This is a genomic window from Paenibacillus sp. FSL H8-0259 (genome assembly GCF_037963255.1).
GTDB classification, from domain to species: Bacteria; Bacillota; Bacilli; order Paenibacillales; family Paenibacillaceae; genus Paenibacillus_AQ; species Paenibacillus_AQ phytohabitans.
In genome coordinates, this window is the sequence record NZ_CP150147.1 from 638,708 (window position 1) to 654,915 (window position 16,208).

A 16,208-nucleotide genomic window follows, 5' to 3' on the forward strand; every position below is an offset into this window, starting at 1 on the left:
AGTTAATGTGGGTAATACGTAATGTTGTCACACGCGGGACGTACTACTGTCATAGATAATCTGAAGATTTGTCATAGAAATCACAACTGAATTCTAGATAAATGCTGATATATGAAGGGATTTCGGTAGTTATTGCTTTGGATTTCAAGTATTCGGAAAGTGTCTTTTCATAAGATTGAAGATCTCAATAATTGAATATGGAATGGCACTTTCCGAATCAGAAATTTGGGGGAGTTATGTACAAAATTGGAGAAAACGTTCGTTTATTAAGAAAAAGAATGCGGTTAACCCAAACTGATTTTTCCAAACAGATTGGCATCTCACAGGGTACTTTGAGTGATATTGAACAAGGTCACTGCAATCCATCTGTTGAAACGGTCCTATCTATACATGAACAATACGGGGTTAGTTTAGACTTAATTCTAAAAGGATCTGAGGATGTTCAATCGGCGAAGTTACATTTGAAAGATAGAAGAAATGATGCAGAAGAGCTTATTGAAATCATAAAGGTTCTTTCCCCCGAAGCACTATCTGATATCCTTGACTATGCTAATTATAAACATAAAAAGATTCGGGAATGAAACCTAATAAACTGTTGAGGAGTGTTGGTGATGGAAAAGAAAAAACAGGAGTTCGCGCTGCTAATGTTTTTCGGTTGGTTGCTCATAGCGGCAAGTCTAATCACCTCATCCGAGGGATCTATGCTGCGCGATATTGTGCAGGGCATCATGACTGGCGGGGGAATTGGCATCATGCTGCTGGCGCTCTGGATGTTCCGCAAGAATAACGGGTTCAAAAGTAAGAAATAATCCTGTCCTGCACTGCAGTAGGAAGCACTTACGAATAGTCAAGTGTCAGCATTAAGGCTCAATCACCGGTGGGGTGGGCAGTCAATGGTGCGAACTTTTAACAGAAAAAAAGCCCATCCAAATTGGTCAAGCCCCCATTTAGTAGACATTGAAAAAACACCTAGGCAGCAAACTGGCGTCGGTACTCTACCGGCGTCAGTTTATTTAATTTACGCTGCGGTCGTCTTCGGTTGTAAAATTGAATGTATTTCTTCATTAGGTAATTCAAAACATGAGTAAAGGTGAACTGAATAACATGTCGAATTCGTAATAATACATATGCTGAGAGGAGTCGACAAATGAAACTTAAAAAAATAAAACTAAGTAATTTCCGTTCTTTTGGCGAAACGGAAGAAACAATAACCTTTAATGACTTAACCGCCATTATAGGTGGTAATAGTTGCGGAAAAACGACTTTTTTTAATGCGCTTCTGCGGTTATTCGGGGACAATCAAAAAGAAAGAGAAATAACACGGGCTGATTTCCATTTGCCTCCTGACGTAAATCCGGACAGCATTAATCAAAGTAACTTGTTCATTGAGGCTATTTTTGAGTTTCCAGAAGTTACTGAACATAATGGAATTGAGCAATATACAGTACCTTCTTTCTTTAATAACTTTACAGTTGATTTAGAGGAAGGTGTCCCGCCATACATACGAATTCGTTTAGAGTCTACTTGGCAAAGAAGTAATCAGCCTGAAGGGATAGTTGATACAAACATCTTTTTTATTATCGCTCCTGAGAATGAACTCCCCGACTCTGAGAATAGAATGTCTATTTCCCAAACATATCTTTCCCAAATAAAAGTAACATACGTCCCTGCACTTCGAGATCCTTCTGCTCAATTGAAAATGGTTTCCGGTACATTATTGTGGCGCTTAATTAGACGTATTAATTTTGATAATTCTTTTAAATCAGAAATCAGCCTGAAAATGCAAGGAGTTAAGGATACGCTAAGTGAACATGAAGGAATAACAAAGATTAAACAGATAATTGGGGAACAGTGGAATAATTATCACGGTGATGATAGGTATTCTCAACTCGACCTACACTTTAATACACAAGATATGGAGAATATCTTAAAAAAGATAGATCCGTTTTTTTCACCAACAGAAATTGAGAACGGGTATACGGTTGATTTGTTGGGTGACGGTTTACGCTCCTTATTTTATCTTTCTTTAGTGGGGGCACTACTTAAAACGGAAGAGCTTACTCTAAAAGAGATGTTTGAGAATCCGGAGAAGTCAATTGATGAACGTATGTTTAGTATCATTCCCCCATGCTTAACAATAGTTTGTGTGGAAGAGCCTGAAAATCATGTAGCTCCTCATTTATTGGGAAAAATCATTAAAAATTTACGCGATATCTCTAATAATGATAATGCACAAGTTATTCTTTCTTCACATAGCCCCGCGATAGTTAAAAGGATAGATCCGCAAGAAATACGTCATTTCCGGTCCTGTAAAACTAAACGAGCTACCCTAACTCGTACGATTACACTGCCAGATAAAACGGAAGAAGCCTATAAATATGTTAAAGAAGCGGTTAGAGCCTATCCAGAAATCTATTTTTCAAGTCTAGTTATCCTGGGGGAAGGAGACAGTGAAGAAATCATCATTCCTCATGTTATGGATCTGCTGGATGATCGAATCAGTACTCATGAAGTAGCAGTAGTGCCTCTTGGCGGTAGACATGTAAATCATTTTTGGAGACTACTATATCAACTTGATATCCCCTTCATTACCCTACTTGATTTGGACCTTGAACGTGGGGGCGGAGGTTGGGGGAGAATTAAATACTGCCTTGATCAACTTCTGAAAAATGGGTTTGATAAAAATGTAATACTTGAAGTACAAGGTGGTAGAGTCCTTAGTGATGAAGAATTTAGCAAGATGCACACATGGACAGAGAGGGAATCATTGGACAAATGGGTTGTTTATCTAGCTAAATATGATATTTATTTCAGTGCGCCTCTTGATATCGATTTCTTAATGCTTGAGGCATTCTCAGATCAGTACATATCGCTTTTAAGCCAACATGAAGGTCCAGAAATAACCATAGGTGAAGACAATAAAAAAGTATTGGACTTAACTTCTGAAGATAAAGCAAGTGAAGAGTACACAAAGCGTATCTCATCTGATGTATCAGCGACCCTAAAAGAAGGGAAAACGGGAGTAAGCAAGGAAGGAAACGAATACAATGATTTTCAAAGAGAATTGATGATTTGGTATCGATATTTCTTTCTGTACCGTGGAAAGCCATCTACTCATATGAGACTTTTATCAGAGAGCGACCCAAAACAGATGAAAGAGAAGCTACCAGAGGTATTTAATAATATGCAGAAGAAGATCATTACAAAATTAAAGATAAAGGAAAAGGTAGAATCATGATTTATGTACCTAAAGAAGAGTGGAAACCTCAAAATCAAATAACTCTTGATGTCAATAGTCTTAAAATTGTTAAATCTAATTCGAATACCTTGGTTGCTGCGGGTCCTGGTGCTGGAAAAACAGAATTGCTGGCACAAAAAGCTGCATACTTACTTCAGACCAATAGTCTAGTGTATCCACGAAGAATTTTAGCTTTAAGCTACAAAGTAGACGCTGCCAAAAATCTAGATGAGCGTGTCAAAATAAGATGCGGCGAGCAGCTATCGGGCAGATTCAACTCAAGAACTTATGATGCATTTGCTAGGAGAATTTTAGATCAATTTATAAATTTGCTGCCCGAGGATCTTAAGCCGGCTAAAAATTATGGAATTGCTAAGGAATCAGACATTAAAGCGGCTTATTTGAAAGCTGGTCATCGAAAGACATTTTTTGAAAGTAGAAACTTCTATTTAAGAACATACTTAGGTGAGTATAAGCTTCCCCATAACGATAATGATTATGGGAGTATTGCAAGGGATGTTTGGCCAATTCTTTTGAAGGGAAGAGATGAACTCCAACCGAAACTCACGTATAAAATGATTGCCCGGCTTGCAGAGCATATTATTAGTCGGAACATAAATGTACGTAAATCTCTTCAGATCACATATGGACATATCTTTTTAGATGAGTTTCAAGATACCCCTTTGCATCATTATGATTTAATAAAAACCGCATTTCTTGGTTCAAGTAGTATAATTACAGCTGTTGGAGACAGCAAACAGCGGGTGATGATTTGGGCAGGAGCGATTAAGAATGTATTTGAACAATTTACACTTGAATTTGGCAGTGGAACAGAGACATTGCTTGTCAATCACCGCTCGGCTCCAAAATTATTAATGATTCAACAACCAATAGTTAAACTAATGACAGGTCAGGAGATTGCTATTACACCTAATGAGAGATGGCAGGGAGACGAAGGAGCATCTGAAATATGGGGTTTTTTAAATGAACAAGATGAGACTGTAATCGTAAGTCAAAAAATAAGTGAAATGATATTAATAAACCATATAGAACCCAAAGATATTTGCATCCTTACAAGAAAACTTCCTGCTCGTTACAGCGAGCACTTAATAGCCAAATTGAGTGAATTGGGAATTGAGTCAAGAATAGAGGAGAATTACCAAAGTCTCTTGAAGGAAGACCTAATAAAGATACTCCTGTCTGTATTTAGCCTTGTAAATAATAAAAAAGCTCCACGAGATTGGCAACTTCTAATTGATATCCTAAAACAGCTGAATGGCTATACATCGAGAACTCCAATACAGCTATTGCTTGATGTAGATAATAGGCTATCCGTGTATTTGTTTTCTGTTAAGAATGAATTAGAGTTGATCTCTACCGAGAGCGAATTATTTGCAGTAATTGATAAAGTTCTAAACTTTTTCGATTCAGCTAAATTGATTGGGTTTTACAAGCAATATAATTATGAATATATAGAAGCATTGAAGCATGATTTTGTAAAATTGTTATGGAATGAGTTTAAGCTGTGTAATGATTGGAGTATCTCTATAAATAGACTTAAGGGCGAGCAGTCCATACCGATAATGTCAATCCATAAGAGTAAAGGGCTTGAATATAAAGCCGTATTCCTTCTTGGGCTAGAGGATGATGCTTTTTTTGGAGATGATATTGATGAAGAACTATGTACTTTTTTTGTTGCAGTTTCTAGAGCTATTGAACATTTCTACATGACAAGGTGCAAATATAGATTTAATGATACACAGACCTTTGTGAAAGTGTATCCTTTTTTCGATTCTTGGAGAACGTCTGGTATTGGCAAGATCGTATCTTTTACAAGTAACTTCAATGAGGAGAAAAAGAAGTACTTTGGTGAGTAATATATAAGGTTTTTGGTAGGCAATAAACTAAAGTGATCTGAAATACTATCCGTGATTAAGATTTGTATCAAGGAAGCGAGGACGGGCTGCCAGCATCCAGAGCATTTTGCACTTCCTTAGGATTTTGTAGGCAGGCCAGTTGCTTCAATCGTAAACGGTGCTGTGACTAGATGCGATTGGAGGCGTACCGGCTGCGACACAAGATCTGATTGGAGGCTGGATATGTCCACTGAGTTAAAGAATGTGCTGCAATATTTTATTCGTTGTGAGGATTACTACAGATTGATCAATGCGTCTCTGAACTCCGTATATGGGGATCATCTCCCGGAATCGGCTTTCAAAAATTTGAACGTCATGATAGGCATGTTAGACAAAAAGCAGAGAAGTGCTATTCTGGAGGTGCACAATGATAGAGACAATTGATACTGAAAAAACAATAAGTGAAATTAGGAAAACAGTAAGTGATATATTTAGGCTAGGAAAGGGTTTAAATATTCCGGCTTATCAAAGAGGATATAGATGGAGCGCTATACATGTTGTGCAAATCATCGAAGATATACTTGAAGGCTATAACAATCTTAAGGGGGATTATTGCTTACAAACGCTAATCGTGTCTGAGCAAGAAAAAGAGTTTCATATAATTGATGGCCAGCAGAGGTTGACGACAATACTGATTATTATGGGGGTGCTGAATTCATTATCGGGAATATGTAATCAAGTAAGCACGGCTGATTTAACGTTAAATTTAAAGTATGAAACGAGAGGGGACAGCGAGAAGTTCCTCCATTTTCTGCTCTTTACACCGAAGGAACTAGCTGATTTGAGCTGGGAATCTATATGGACGCAATATTGCAACCACTTGGGCGAGAGCTGTCACGATGAAAACATCGACTTCCGTTTTATGCTAGAAGCTTTTATTGTCTCTGCGAACACATTATATGAAATTAAAATGCCCTATGAAAAACTATTCGAATACATATTAAATAAATGTTTTTTTCTATGGTATTCGGTAGCTCCGAGTATTAAAGAAGAAGAACAGTTTTATAAAGTGAATATGGGCAAGTTAAGTTTAACCAATTCTGATCTTATCAAATCTGAATTTATGAAGCCGAGAGATTCTGAAGATGAAGCACACGATAAAAGAATTGCGTTGCTTGCTGAGAAATGGAATTCTATTGAAAAAGAGCTGCGAAACCCTGAGCTTTGGGCATTTATTCCTCATAAAAATCAGTACGGAATTTGGAGTAATATAGAAAATAGCTATGAGGAACGAAATATTTTCCTTCCAAGAATTGATGAAATATTTCAATTGTTTATTACAAGTCTGCCAGAAAACCCGACAATAGATACGTATGCTGCGAGTGATAGATATTTTCTTTATAATAAGTTGACTCAATGGATGAATGAGCAATTACAAAATCAAAATATAACTATGATATGGGAAACTATAGAACGGTTGTATTTAGAAATAGTCGATTTGTATAATTCCGATGGCAGAGAAACACTATATCAAAAGTATTTTGAAACACAAAAAAAAGACTATAAAGAAGGTTCGCTTTATAATTTAGTCGCCTACATTATATATTCATATTCAATAACGCTGGAAAAGTCAGAGATTTCGGTTGGAGAGGTACTATTAAAGATAATCGAAACCAACAGACAGGAAAGAAGAAGTACGATAAGAAAAACTATTCAATCGATATTGGAGGAGATTACTGGGCTCAGTTCAGAAGAATTAAAGAACGGAGACAACTTTAGGGAAAAGCTTAGCTTAATGAAATATAAAACAGATCAAAAAAGCGAAGATGACACTCATGATGAAAGAAAAGATAAAAACAAAAAAATCAAAAATCTTTTAATGCTGTTTAATTTTATTTTATTGGACAAAAATTCAGGATTAAGTAATAGGTATGACTTTTTAAATCATAGGTACTGGGGAATAGAACATATTTTTTCTCAACAAGAAAGCCGGATTTCAGGTGATGATGAACTTAATGCGAAAAAGGAGAAAATAGTTAATAAACTTCAGGAGCTTTGTACTTTTGAAAATAATAAAATACAAGACCTTGACGCACAGCAATTCCAACATCATGATCAATTGAAGTCATTTGTCGAAAGCAAGAAAACCCAACTTGAAGAGGCTCCAGAGTCAAACAAAAAAGTTATAAGCGATAATATAAATAGAAGCTTAAAGAACAAGATTGAGAAAGAAAAAGAAAAATTAAAAGGAAAATTAAATAATTATAAAAAAATAATATCAACCGAAAAAGCCTTTGCAATGAGGAAAATCGTTTTAGAAAGTTTGTGTGAGTACTACGATTCAGTACAACAAGCAAAAGATTCAGATTCAAATGGTATTGAACGAATAAAAAAAGTATATAGATTAACAAAACATATAGATGAAATAGGTGGATGTTGTAAAGATTCCGAATGGAAACAGCTTGTTGAGAACGATATTATAGATGCGCGGGAAGATGTAATCCTTAATGAAATGATAAAGAGAAATACGAAGGAAACTCTTTCATACGATGATTTTATCAAAAAGTTATTTAGCGAAAAGAATGATAAGCAACGTGCAGCAATTGGGGTCGAACAGGCTTTTGGGCTAGAAGAATTACATTTATATTTTGATTACATCGTTCTGAATGAAAAGGGTGTTGATGTTCATACGGAGGACTATGCAGGCCAAACAGAGTCAGCTGAAAATAATTACGCAAAAGTTAAAGAGTTTGTACGAACAGCAGCAATAAGAAAATTTAAAGAACATCACTCAGATATGAATAGTGAAATTTTGCGGTCCATTTATATAAGTGAGGTGGATCATTACTTCCTTAATGACCATACAGATTTATTAAATGATGATTCAATACGGAATTTGACCTTATTAAGAAGCAAAGAGAATAGAATTCTAGCCAATAATTTTATTGAAAAGAAAGAAAAAGTCAATGAGTTTTTATCAAGAGGAACTGCTATTCCTTATACAACCCTTTTGGTTTTTACCGACCGTTATTTTAATCTGGACGCAGTATTCAGTGGTGAAAGATTACAATGGTTGCCGTCTTCTAGAGACAAGTATTTTGATGACATAGTAAATAATATACATAATTATATATTATCAGGAGATTGATTTTATGAAAAAAAACACCTTGATTTCTTTGTATGAGAGCTACAATATCTGTATTCCTGCTATTCAGAGAGAATATGTGCAAGGTTTTTATGAGGAAAAAAGCAACGCAGTACGCAAACGTTTTCTTGATGACATATTTGAAGTTCTTGAAAGTGATGATTCTGAAAAAACGTTAAAAACGAATATCATTTATGGATATACAAAAAACGGCACGTTTTATCCGGTGGATGGTCAGCAACGAATAACAACTTTATTTATTGTACATTGGTTTTTATGGAATCAAGCGGATAAAAGTGCTAAGCCATTTTTTCAAGATAAGCCGATTGTGTATGAGATAAGGAGTGCTACGGGTAGTTTTTTCAGAGAATTGGTTAACCCGGATAAAATATCAGCGTATAAGGATATGTTGAATTCTGACAAATTATTGATTGATAGTATGGTTCAAAGCAAATGGTTTAAAAGTGAATGGCTTAGCGACGTTACGGTTTTATCTATAATTAATGTAATGTCGGAATTAAAAGAAAGAAAAATTTCTAAGGAACAGGCGGAGAATTATTATCTAAAGCTGGGAGAAGAAAAAGTAACCTTTGATTTGTATGCAATTGATAGTGAAAGTGCGAAAAAATCATCCATTACCGATTACGTAAGATTGAATTCGCGAGGCAAAGAATTAGAATGGTTTGAGAATATTAAAGCCATTGTATCGACGATTGAGAAGCAGCTGGAAATTAGCAATGAGGATCGTTTTGTATATAAATACGATAAAATATATAGCGATTATTTTTATAAAGTATATAAATCTGATAATAAGTCTTTAGAGCAAATTACTAAGGACATGAATGATGCTACCTTAAAGTTTATGATTAATTCTTATAATCTAATGGGATTATTATTAAATGATAAAAAGCAAGGGGGCGTGGATTCCTGGGTTAAACTGTATAAAACGCTAAGTGAGGAATGTGGTGCGATTAGTGAAAATAAACATACGTTTTTGGAGAGCTATTTGGCATTTGTAAATAATGCACTGAGCAGTATTGTTCAGTTAGATGACAATAGAGAGGGGCTTCAAGTTTACGAACAATTACTAAATATCACCAACTCCTTTTCTGATGAAAAGAAAGAGATTGCTAGATTAATCTACTATCATGAATATTATTTAAAGCAGGGAGAGTTTGTAAATAAAGAAGCAAATCAAAAATTTAATTACGTTTTAGATAATATGGCCTACCCGAAATGGAATCAACTATGGAGTCAACAAGGGGATAAGCAAGGGCTGGAAATTATAAATCATTTCTCAAAAAAAATCTCAGACTTCAATAGTATAATTGAATATTTCCAAATGAAAACTGAGTCAGAAATAGCTGATGATCTGCACTTAGGGGATTATAAGGCTAATGTAAACGATATACGGACCAAGATAAAAGATGTAGCTATTAAAATAAAAGAACAGAAAGTAAAGGCCAAGCTCTGTGGGGTAAATAACTTGCCATATAATTACTTTGACGAATTGGAGAAAATATTTCCGGAAAAAAGAAGCATTTACTTTCTTCTGGATTTTGTCGGTGTATGGAGTGATGATTCTGATGAGAAATGTAAAGCGGTTCTTCTAGAATTAGAAGAGTATTTAAAGACAGCGAAAGAGTTGTTTAAAAAGGGAGCGTCTTTAAAATTAAGAAAAATATTTGCATTAGCGGCATATTATGATGTGGAAAATGAACGTTTGCTTTGCTCGGACAAGATCAATAGAAATGTTCGATCTAATCCACATCATTGGAATGATTCATTTTATTTTATAGAAGATGATATGCAGGAAACAAATAAAGAGCCTAGAAAAAAGAAGCTGAGTATATTAAAACTGGCATATGATTTATATGTTACTAAATTGCCAGAGCTAGAAAAAGAGTTAAATGCTGATAACTACAAAGATTGTTGGTTAAGGTATGCATATAATAATGATATTGAATCACTATTATTGCAGACGATGACATTTGAAAATAATAAAGTGAGGATAAAACCAAAGCTAAGAAAGAGTGATTATAGGATAGAGAGTAATTTTGTCAATTTCTTTGCATTTGTATACTTGCTTGAACAAGAAAAATCTAAAGAGGGATGGGTTGTTAACCAATACGAGTCTCCTGTTTACGATCTGTATAGTACTAATGTAAGAGATACTTCAACGTTTGAAAGATTCATCGATGTTGGAGATCTACATAGAAATAGGGTAATAAACGCGGTTGAGCTTAACCTAATTTGGGAAGATCAGAGAGAATTGCAACTCGACAGCAGGAGCTTCTTCTATATTAAGCAAACCATCAGGGTAGCTGGAGATGCTGATACGTTGATAGCTCTGGATGGAGATAAAATCATTAAAAAAATCTTTAATTATTCTGACTATAAAGAATTTGTATATGATTTAAGTAGCGATTTAGAATCAATTAAGATGAATATAAAAAATGAAAAGGAGTACAGGGATAAGATTTGGAACAGATACATAGAATATTGGAAACTTGAAACACAGAAAAGCATTAAGGAATCAGATGGAAATAATGCGCATCATGATGCACTTATTAAAATGCAAGAAGACATAAATGAGAATTACAGTCTCGAGAAGCAATACTACAGGAACGGAAAAATAGAAAAATATTTATATCGTTCAGGTTTGAACAAGGAAATTGGTGCCGAATTGTTTAAGCAAAATGAAGAAAATGATGAATATTAGAGAAAGCCGATAAGAGTTCACCAATTTCAGGTTGAAAACGATAATTGAAGTGATTGCATTGGTACGATATACAGCGATTAAAAATAGAAGCCAAGCCCGCTCCTACACAGTGACTAAATCAAAAAAAGTTCCAATTAAATGAAAGGTGTGGATTATATTCCTATTCCCAATACGACACATGTGCATTGCGTGGTGGGATATGTCAAGTCGATACCTAGAAGTCTATATTTATTCCAGTACTCGGCGAAGTATTTCTCCTTTGCGTAGGATGAGAGTGACTATAAGAACAAGGTGTCGAGAAATACGATAAGGGTTATGGATGTTTTGTTTGAAATGGGTAGAAATGACGAGCGATTTTTTACCTACAAAGAGAGTATCCGTCCTCGTGATAGCTGCCGCTGTGATTAGCGGCTTTATCACGGTAATGGGCAGGTTAGTTCGAAGCTGTGGGTTGCCGAAATCTTTATTCTATTCCCGACAAAGAAAAAACCCAATGCAATTGCATTGGGTTTAGACATTATATGCTGAAAAAGATATACGCACCTGATTTTCACGTGATATACGAAGCTGATAAATAGAGCATATCTTGTCTCAAATTACCAATTATCAGTCAAGTATAGGAATGATAGACAAGCAACCTGAATAGGCATTGAAGTGACTTTGCAAAAAAAATGCTCCGCAGCACAAGGGAATTGATGTTACCTAGTACCTCAGACGTGGAAAAAAATTACCTTTAAACTCTCTATATAGCATTAAACGGGAGAGCTTAAGATGAACAAAAAATACGTAGTTGAGTTGACTGAGCAGGAACCCGCACGCATTCAAGAGATTCTCTACATGGAGAGAACTTCGCGTGGAATCCGGAATCGCTACCTTATCATCATGATGGACTAAAGTCAAGGACCGATTCCCAAGCAAATGGAAATCGATCAGCGTGTAGGGGGCAATGATGTCACGATTCATCATACCGTGAAAAGTTACTGTACGCTTGGTCAGGAGGCTGCTATCGCAAACGATCGGAGCCTGGGACGCCTCCCATTATTACAGGAGAACTTTAGGCCAGAATCATCGCACTGGCTTGTTCAGAGCCACCCGAGGGCTATGCCCGCTGGACGGTTCGTTTGTTAACGCGTTGTGTTATTGAACTCAATATCATGGAATCCGTTGGTCGGGAGACCATTCGAATGACGTTAAAAAAACGAAACATAAACCTCACCTTAAGAAACAATGGTGTATCCCTGCCAAAAAAAGTGCTGAATTTGTGGCATGTATGGAAGATGTATGGAGACCTATGCCTTACCCTATGATCCCGAAATACCATTGATTTGTATGGATGAACAGCTGATCCAGCTTTTGGACGACTCCCGTCCACCCGCTCCGATGAAGCCAGGACAAGTACGTCGAGTAGACTACGAGTACGTTCGTAAGGGAAGTTGCAGTGTATTCCTGTTTACAGAACCCTTGTTTGGCTGGCGTCGTGTGCAAGCCAGCGAGCGTCGGACCAAAGTCGATTGGGCCTTGCAGATGAAAGAAGTACTTGAAGCTGACTTTCCCGATGCGAAGAAGGTTCGTCCAGCGGTTTGTTTGTGTTGAGAACTTTGAGGCCGAATTATTTATCTTTTAATACTCGGCCCTTGACCGTGCCTTTTTTAGGATGTATATCGCCTTCTGGCGTAAGAACGCCGATATGCTTTTTACGACTGTTGTACATCTCAACCTCCCCATGTAGAGAATCCTTATGGTAAAAATTATCACCATCCGTATATATTCTTTCCTTCTTCCACCTTCTGTTGGTTGGTTTAAGCTCTAATCTCTTTACTACCGGATATTCTGAAAAAGGAATATACCTCCAATCTGTTTTTGCCGTTGCTAGTTCAGTGATGTCGAGGGCATTGGCTACTTCAAAGCCATCTTCCGTGAGCTTGTCCAATGAAAGGACTAACCCTTTTTTTGCTATTTCTAATTCGCAAGCACGACAACTTTTGGTGCAGCGCGTCCCTTTTTCATATAAGCAGCGGATTTCTCGCTCCTTGCGCTTACGTTCTGCCCAAGCCGGACGTTTGTAAGCACGGTAGACTTCTTCAGAAGCAGGGACTAGCTGGCCTTCGATTTCGATGTAACGTTGAACGCTTGTCTGCTGATTATCATTGCTTTTCATTTGATTTCCTCCTGGAATTTGCTGAGACTTCAGCGGCGGAGGAAACAAAAGAAGGGTCTGCATCCGATGGACACAGACCCTGTTTCGCCGAAAATGGGCGCACGAAACTAAGGTGGTAGCACATCGGAGCTTCGGAAACGGTCTTTATCACCGCTCACGAAACCTCTATGTAACCTCCACCGCCTCATGGCCATCTCAGCGATGTGATATATTTTCAGAGCCATATAATCCGCGGCTCTTACGGACTGGTTGTCCCTTGCCTTGTGAGGTTTTGGGGTTCTGAGAGTATGGCAATATCAGTTGCCCTAAAGGCATTGATATTCTCGTAGTCTTCAGGTCAATTGCGGACCATTTATATCAACCGGGAATTAACCGGGTGATTATCCTTTTCACATGTAGTCTTGTCCAAATGAAAAGCTGTAGGCTTATTGCATTTGATAGGCGCCATTTTAGTTAGTCTTGTAAAGTTGTAGGCGTCTTGTATAATTGAGTGTGATTAAGTATGAATAAATTGAACTGAATCAAGTTCAGTGTGAGCTCGAGATTGCTTGTCGAATGCTACAGTTCTTGTCCTCCCTTACAAGCTAAGTATAGAAAATTAGGTTTCTATCTTCGTCGACTGGGGTTTGGACATTATACGGACAGACTCGGACATTACTCCGACAATTCGGACAAGCATATTCAACGGATATGAGAGGGATGTTAGATTGAGATATACGGATTTTTTCTCAAAATTTTATATAAGTAGAAACTCTTGTGGCATCATTGGGCATAAATCCAAAGAAAAGATACCGGAATACTTCATGAGAGCTGCACTGCTTGAGGATAGCTATGAACACTTACCAACATCGAGTAGTACTTACGGTAAATGGTTTGATGGTACACGGAACCCGGAAAATGGGCTTTGGGGCATAATTGTCTCCCGCTTTAACGAAGATGGTTTTATTGATAAAATTTCAAAGGACCTGAACGATAGCGTACTGCGTAATGTCATGATCAGCTTCAAGATTGAATTGCGAGAAGGAGAAGACCCAGATAAACGTCTCTTTGCCTATGCTATTGCTAAACAGTTTTATGCGATTGCCCAGGGTAACGGTAATGCTGATGATGTAGCCGAGCGTTTTTACAAGCCAGACGCCCATATAATTTCTTTCCCGGATTATGCAAATAGAACAAAATCAAAGTATGAAAAAACAGAAACGCCCTTCTCGGATGGAGGAGAGCGTTTATTAGAAGATGTTTATGTTTGTAATATATTAAGCAGTCGACTTGCAGCCACGAGGAATAGACACAGTAGAACTCAAGAAAAAACTATCCAGAACGCGAATCTTGACTTGATTTCAGAGTACTCAAAGAAAGTCATTCTTGTTGCAAATGGAGGAATGGGTAAATCAATAATGCTTCAGCATCTATTCCTTGAATCGATCCATAAGCATCTGCAAACAGGTCTGCTCCCTATCATGATCGAACTTCGTGATTTCAGTGAAAACAACGATCTATTTAACGATTATATTGTCAAGAAAGCTGGGACATTTGATAGAAATCTGACTAGTGAAAAGGTAGAAGAACTGATGTCATCTGGTAAATGCCAAATCTTGATGGATGGTGCCGATGAGATTGACCCTTCGGATGTGAATGCCTTTCAACGACAAATTGCTGAACTTGTTGATAGATATCCTTATAACCAGTTTGTCGTAGCATCGAGAGAGTGCGACATAATAAAGGGTGTCAAGGGATTCTCTAAACTATACCTTCGCCCATTTGACAGAGAACAGTCGTCTATCTTAATTAATAAACTTTTGGCGGATTCTGAAGACGTGACCATAAGGAATGAAATCACAAATTACATGGAGGGTGAATACCTCCAAAAGCATAAGGTTTTTTCTTCAAATCCAATGCTGTTGACTTTCGTCATCATGAAATATCCGATAGTAGATCCCTTTCAAGGAAAAAAGAGAGTATTCTACAGAACCGTGTATGATGCGATTGTATGTGGCCATGATGATGAGAAGAAAGGTTATTCGCGAGTATTTAGGAGTGCACAGAATGCTGAGGAGTTCACAGAGGTATTTAGGGAATTTTGTGCGGTCACATACATAAAGCATGAAGTGGAGTTCGACCGCGACACATTTGATGAGTACTTTAAAAATCTGGTTACTAGGGGTACTCTTGAGAATCCGAAAATTATGACCAGTAAGAATTTCATCCATGATGCTTGCGCAACAGCATGCATGATGTATGAGGAAGATACAAAACTTTTCTACATTGATCCTGGCTTTCAGGAATACCTATTTGCTCAGCATTATTTTCCGGCCGCTCCTAAAGAATTGGAAAACCTCGGACGCACTCTCTGGGATATGTCCGTAATTGATTTTAATGGATATGATGCTTTTGAAATGCTATACGAATTTGCATCCGAAAAGTTTGAGAGATATTTTCTCAAACCATACCTACATAATATTTTCAATAGCAAATCTGAAATTGTCGAATTTGTATCTTTCCTACGATATGGGTATAGAGAGTTTGTATACCAGGTGATTGATACTGATATGGTTGCCCTACATGCATCAAAAAATAACGCTGAGTGGATTCCTTTGAAACCCATTATCACAGAACCATCAAGTATAATTTTTTCAATACTGCTACTGCAGCTGGATATTTCCGGACTTTTGTGTTTGGCTGTCCTTGAATATGCACTTGACTATCCAGAATTTATGACAGCAGGGGTATTTGGAGAGCATTATTTCGACTCGCTTGATGGGAAAAAGAAAATCATTCCTCGTAGATTGCTGCGGCAGGATACAAACGATTTGCAAGCATATGAGAGAACGCATGCGGTGGAGAATTATGTTCGTGATGATGATCAGCATCTCGTATGCTTTGGATACGAATATAAAGTTGACTTTGATAGAGTACTTGAAGCACCGGAAACCTACAGCGCTTTAATCAATATCTTAAAAACGCCGGAAGAAAATATTTGGAAAGCTTACTCCAAAGTAAAAGGATATTATGAAGAGCTAATTAAAAAATATGGTGCTGATTCTTAGGGAGGGAGCTTATTGATAAATAACAGACTAAATGACACAGAA

The 16,208-nt window shown here is 37.0% G+C and carries 10 protein-coding genes; 8 read left to right on the forward strand and 2 right to left on the reverse strand.

Annotated features, from left to right (window positions below; genetic code table 11):
• The first annotated feature begins 236 nt into the window (after positions 1-236).
• Both NSU01_RS02760 and NSU01_RS02765 read left to right on the forward strand, forming a co-directional pair.
• Positions 237-581 (forward strand): helix-turn-helix transcriptional regulator, encoded by a 345-nt coding sequence (locus NSU01_RS02760; RefSeq protein ID WP_179093571.1) that lies wholly within the window; start codon positions 237-239, stop codon positions 579-581.
• A gap of 30 nt (positions 582-611) precedes the next feature.
• Positions 612-809, forward strand: a complete 198-nt coding sequence (locus NSU01_RS02765; protein WP_076246100.1) for a hypothetical protein — start codon at positions 612-614, stop codon at positions 807-809.
• A 160-nt stretch (positions 810-969) separates the two neighbouring features.
• On the opposite strand, the gene NSU01_RS02770 is transcribed toward NSU01_RS02765, so the two are convergent.
• Positions 970-1,233 carry an IS3 family transposase gene (locus tag NSU01_RS02770; RefSeq protein ID WP_144026142.1) on the reverse strand — a complete coding sequence of 88 codons (264 nt, stop codon included), beginning with the start codon at positions 1,231-1,233 and terminating at the stop codon, positions 970-972.
• Here NSU01_RS02770 and NSU01_RS02775 point away from each other — a divergent pair.
• From NSU01_RS02775 to NSU01_RS02795, 5 genes are all read left to right on the forward strand, one after another.
• Positions 1,148-3,238: an AAA family ATPase gene (locus NSU01_RS02775; RefSeq protein ID WP_076246102.1), complete on the forward strand. Its 2,091-nt coding sequence runs from the start codon at positions 1,148-1,150 to the stop codon at positions 3,236-3,238. The genes NSU01_RS02770 and NSU01_RS02775 overlap by 86 nt on opposite strands.
• Complete coding sequence (locus NSU01_RS02780; protein ID WP_076246105.1) at positions 3,235-5,115, forward strand: ATP-dependent helicase; 1,881 nt, start codon at positions 3,235-3,237, stop codon at positions 5,113-5,115. The genes NSU01_RS02775 and NSU01_RS02780 overlap by 4 nt, the downstream gene beginning before the upstream one ends.
• 406 nt (positions 5,116-5,521) lie before the next feature.
• The gene (locus NSU01_RS02785) at positions 5,522-8,242 is read left to right on the forward strand and encodes a DUF262 domain-containing protein (RefSeq protein WP_076246110.1); all 2,721 of its coding nucleotides are present in this window, start codon (positions 5,522-5,524) and stop codon (positions 8,240-8,242) included.
• Positions 8,243-8,246: 4 nt separating this feature from the next.
• On the forward strand, positions 8,247-10,961 hold the full coding sequence (locus NSU01_RS02790; protein ID WP_076246113.1) for a DUF262 domain-containing protein: 2,715 nt from the start codon (positions 8,247-8,249) through the stop codon (positions 10,959-10,961).
• Between the two features lie 1,281 nt (positions 10,962-12,242).
• A complete protein-coding gene (locus NSU01_RS02795; RefSeq protein ID WP_339302491.1) occupies positions 12,243-12,554 on the forward strand; it encodes a hypothetical protein in 312 nt (103 codons plus the stop codon).
• Between the two features lie 16 nt (positions 12,555-12,570).
• Here the strand turns inward: NSU01_RS02795 and NSU01_RS02800 are convergent, their stop codons facing one another.
• Positions 12,571-13,119, reverse strand: coding sequence for a colicin E3/pyocin S6 family cytotoxin (locus NSU01_RS02800; protein ID WP_076246115.1), 549 nt, complete (start codon positions 13,117-13,119; stop codon positions 12,571-12,573).
• A gap of 707 nt (positions 13,120-13,826) precedes the next feature.
• On the opposite strand from NSU01_RS02800, the gene NSU01_RS02805 reads away from it, so the two are divergent.
• The gene (locus tag NSU01_RS02805; protein WP_083705635.1) at positions 13,827-16,166 is read left to right on the forward strand and encodes an NACHT domain-containing protein; all 2,340 of its coding nucleotides are present in this window, start codon (positions 13,827-13,829) and stop codon (positions 16,164-16,166) included.
• The last annotated feature ends 42 nt before the right edge of the window (positions 16,167-16,208 follow it).

Coding starts and splice junctions, on each gene's coding strand:
- NSU01_RS02800 (WP_076246115.1), bottom strand. CDS start 13,119: ATGAAAAGCAATGATAATCAGCAGACAAGCGTTCAACGTTACATCGAA.
- NSU01_RS02785 (WP_076246110.1), top strand. CDS start 5,522: ATGATAGAGACAATTGATACTGAAAAAACAATAAGTGAAATTAGGAAA.
- NSU01_RS02760 (WP_179093571.1), top strand. CDS start 237: ATGTACAAAATTGGAGAAAACGTTCGTTTATTAAGAAAAAGAATGCGG.
- NSU01_RS02765 (WP_076246100.1), top strand. CDS start 612: ATGGAAAAGAAAAAACAGGAGTTCGCGCTGCTAATGTTTTTCGGTTGG.
- NSU01_RS02790 (WP_076246113.1), top strand. CDS start 8,247: ATGAAAAAAAACACCTTGATTTCTTTGTATGAGAGCTACAATATCTGT.
- NSU01_RS02770 (WP_144026142.1), bottom strand. CDS start 1,233: ATGGCGGTTAAGTCATTAAAGGTTATTGTTTCTTCCGTTTCGCCAAAA.
- NSU01_RS02795 (WP_339302491.1), top strand. CDS start 12,243: ATGGAGACCTATGCCTTACCCTATGATCCCGAAATACCATTGATTTGT.
- NSU01_RS02775 (WP_076246102.1), top strand. CDS start 1,148: ATGAAACTTAAAAAAATAAAACTAAGTAATTTCCGTTCTTTTGGCGAA.
- NSU01_RS02780 (WP_076246105.1), top strand. CDS start 3,235: ATGATTTATGTACCTAAAGAAGAGTGGAAACCTCAAAATCAAATAACT.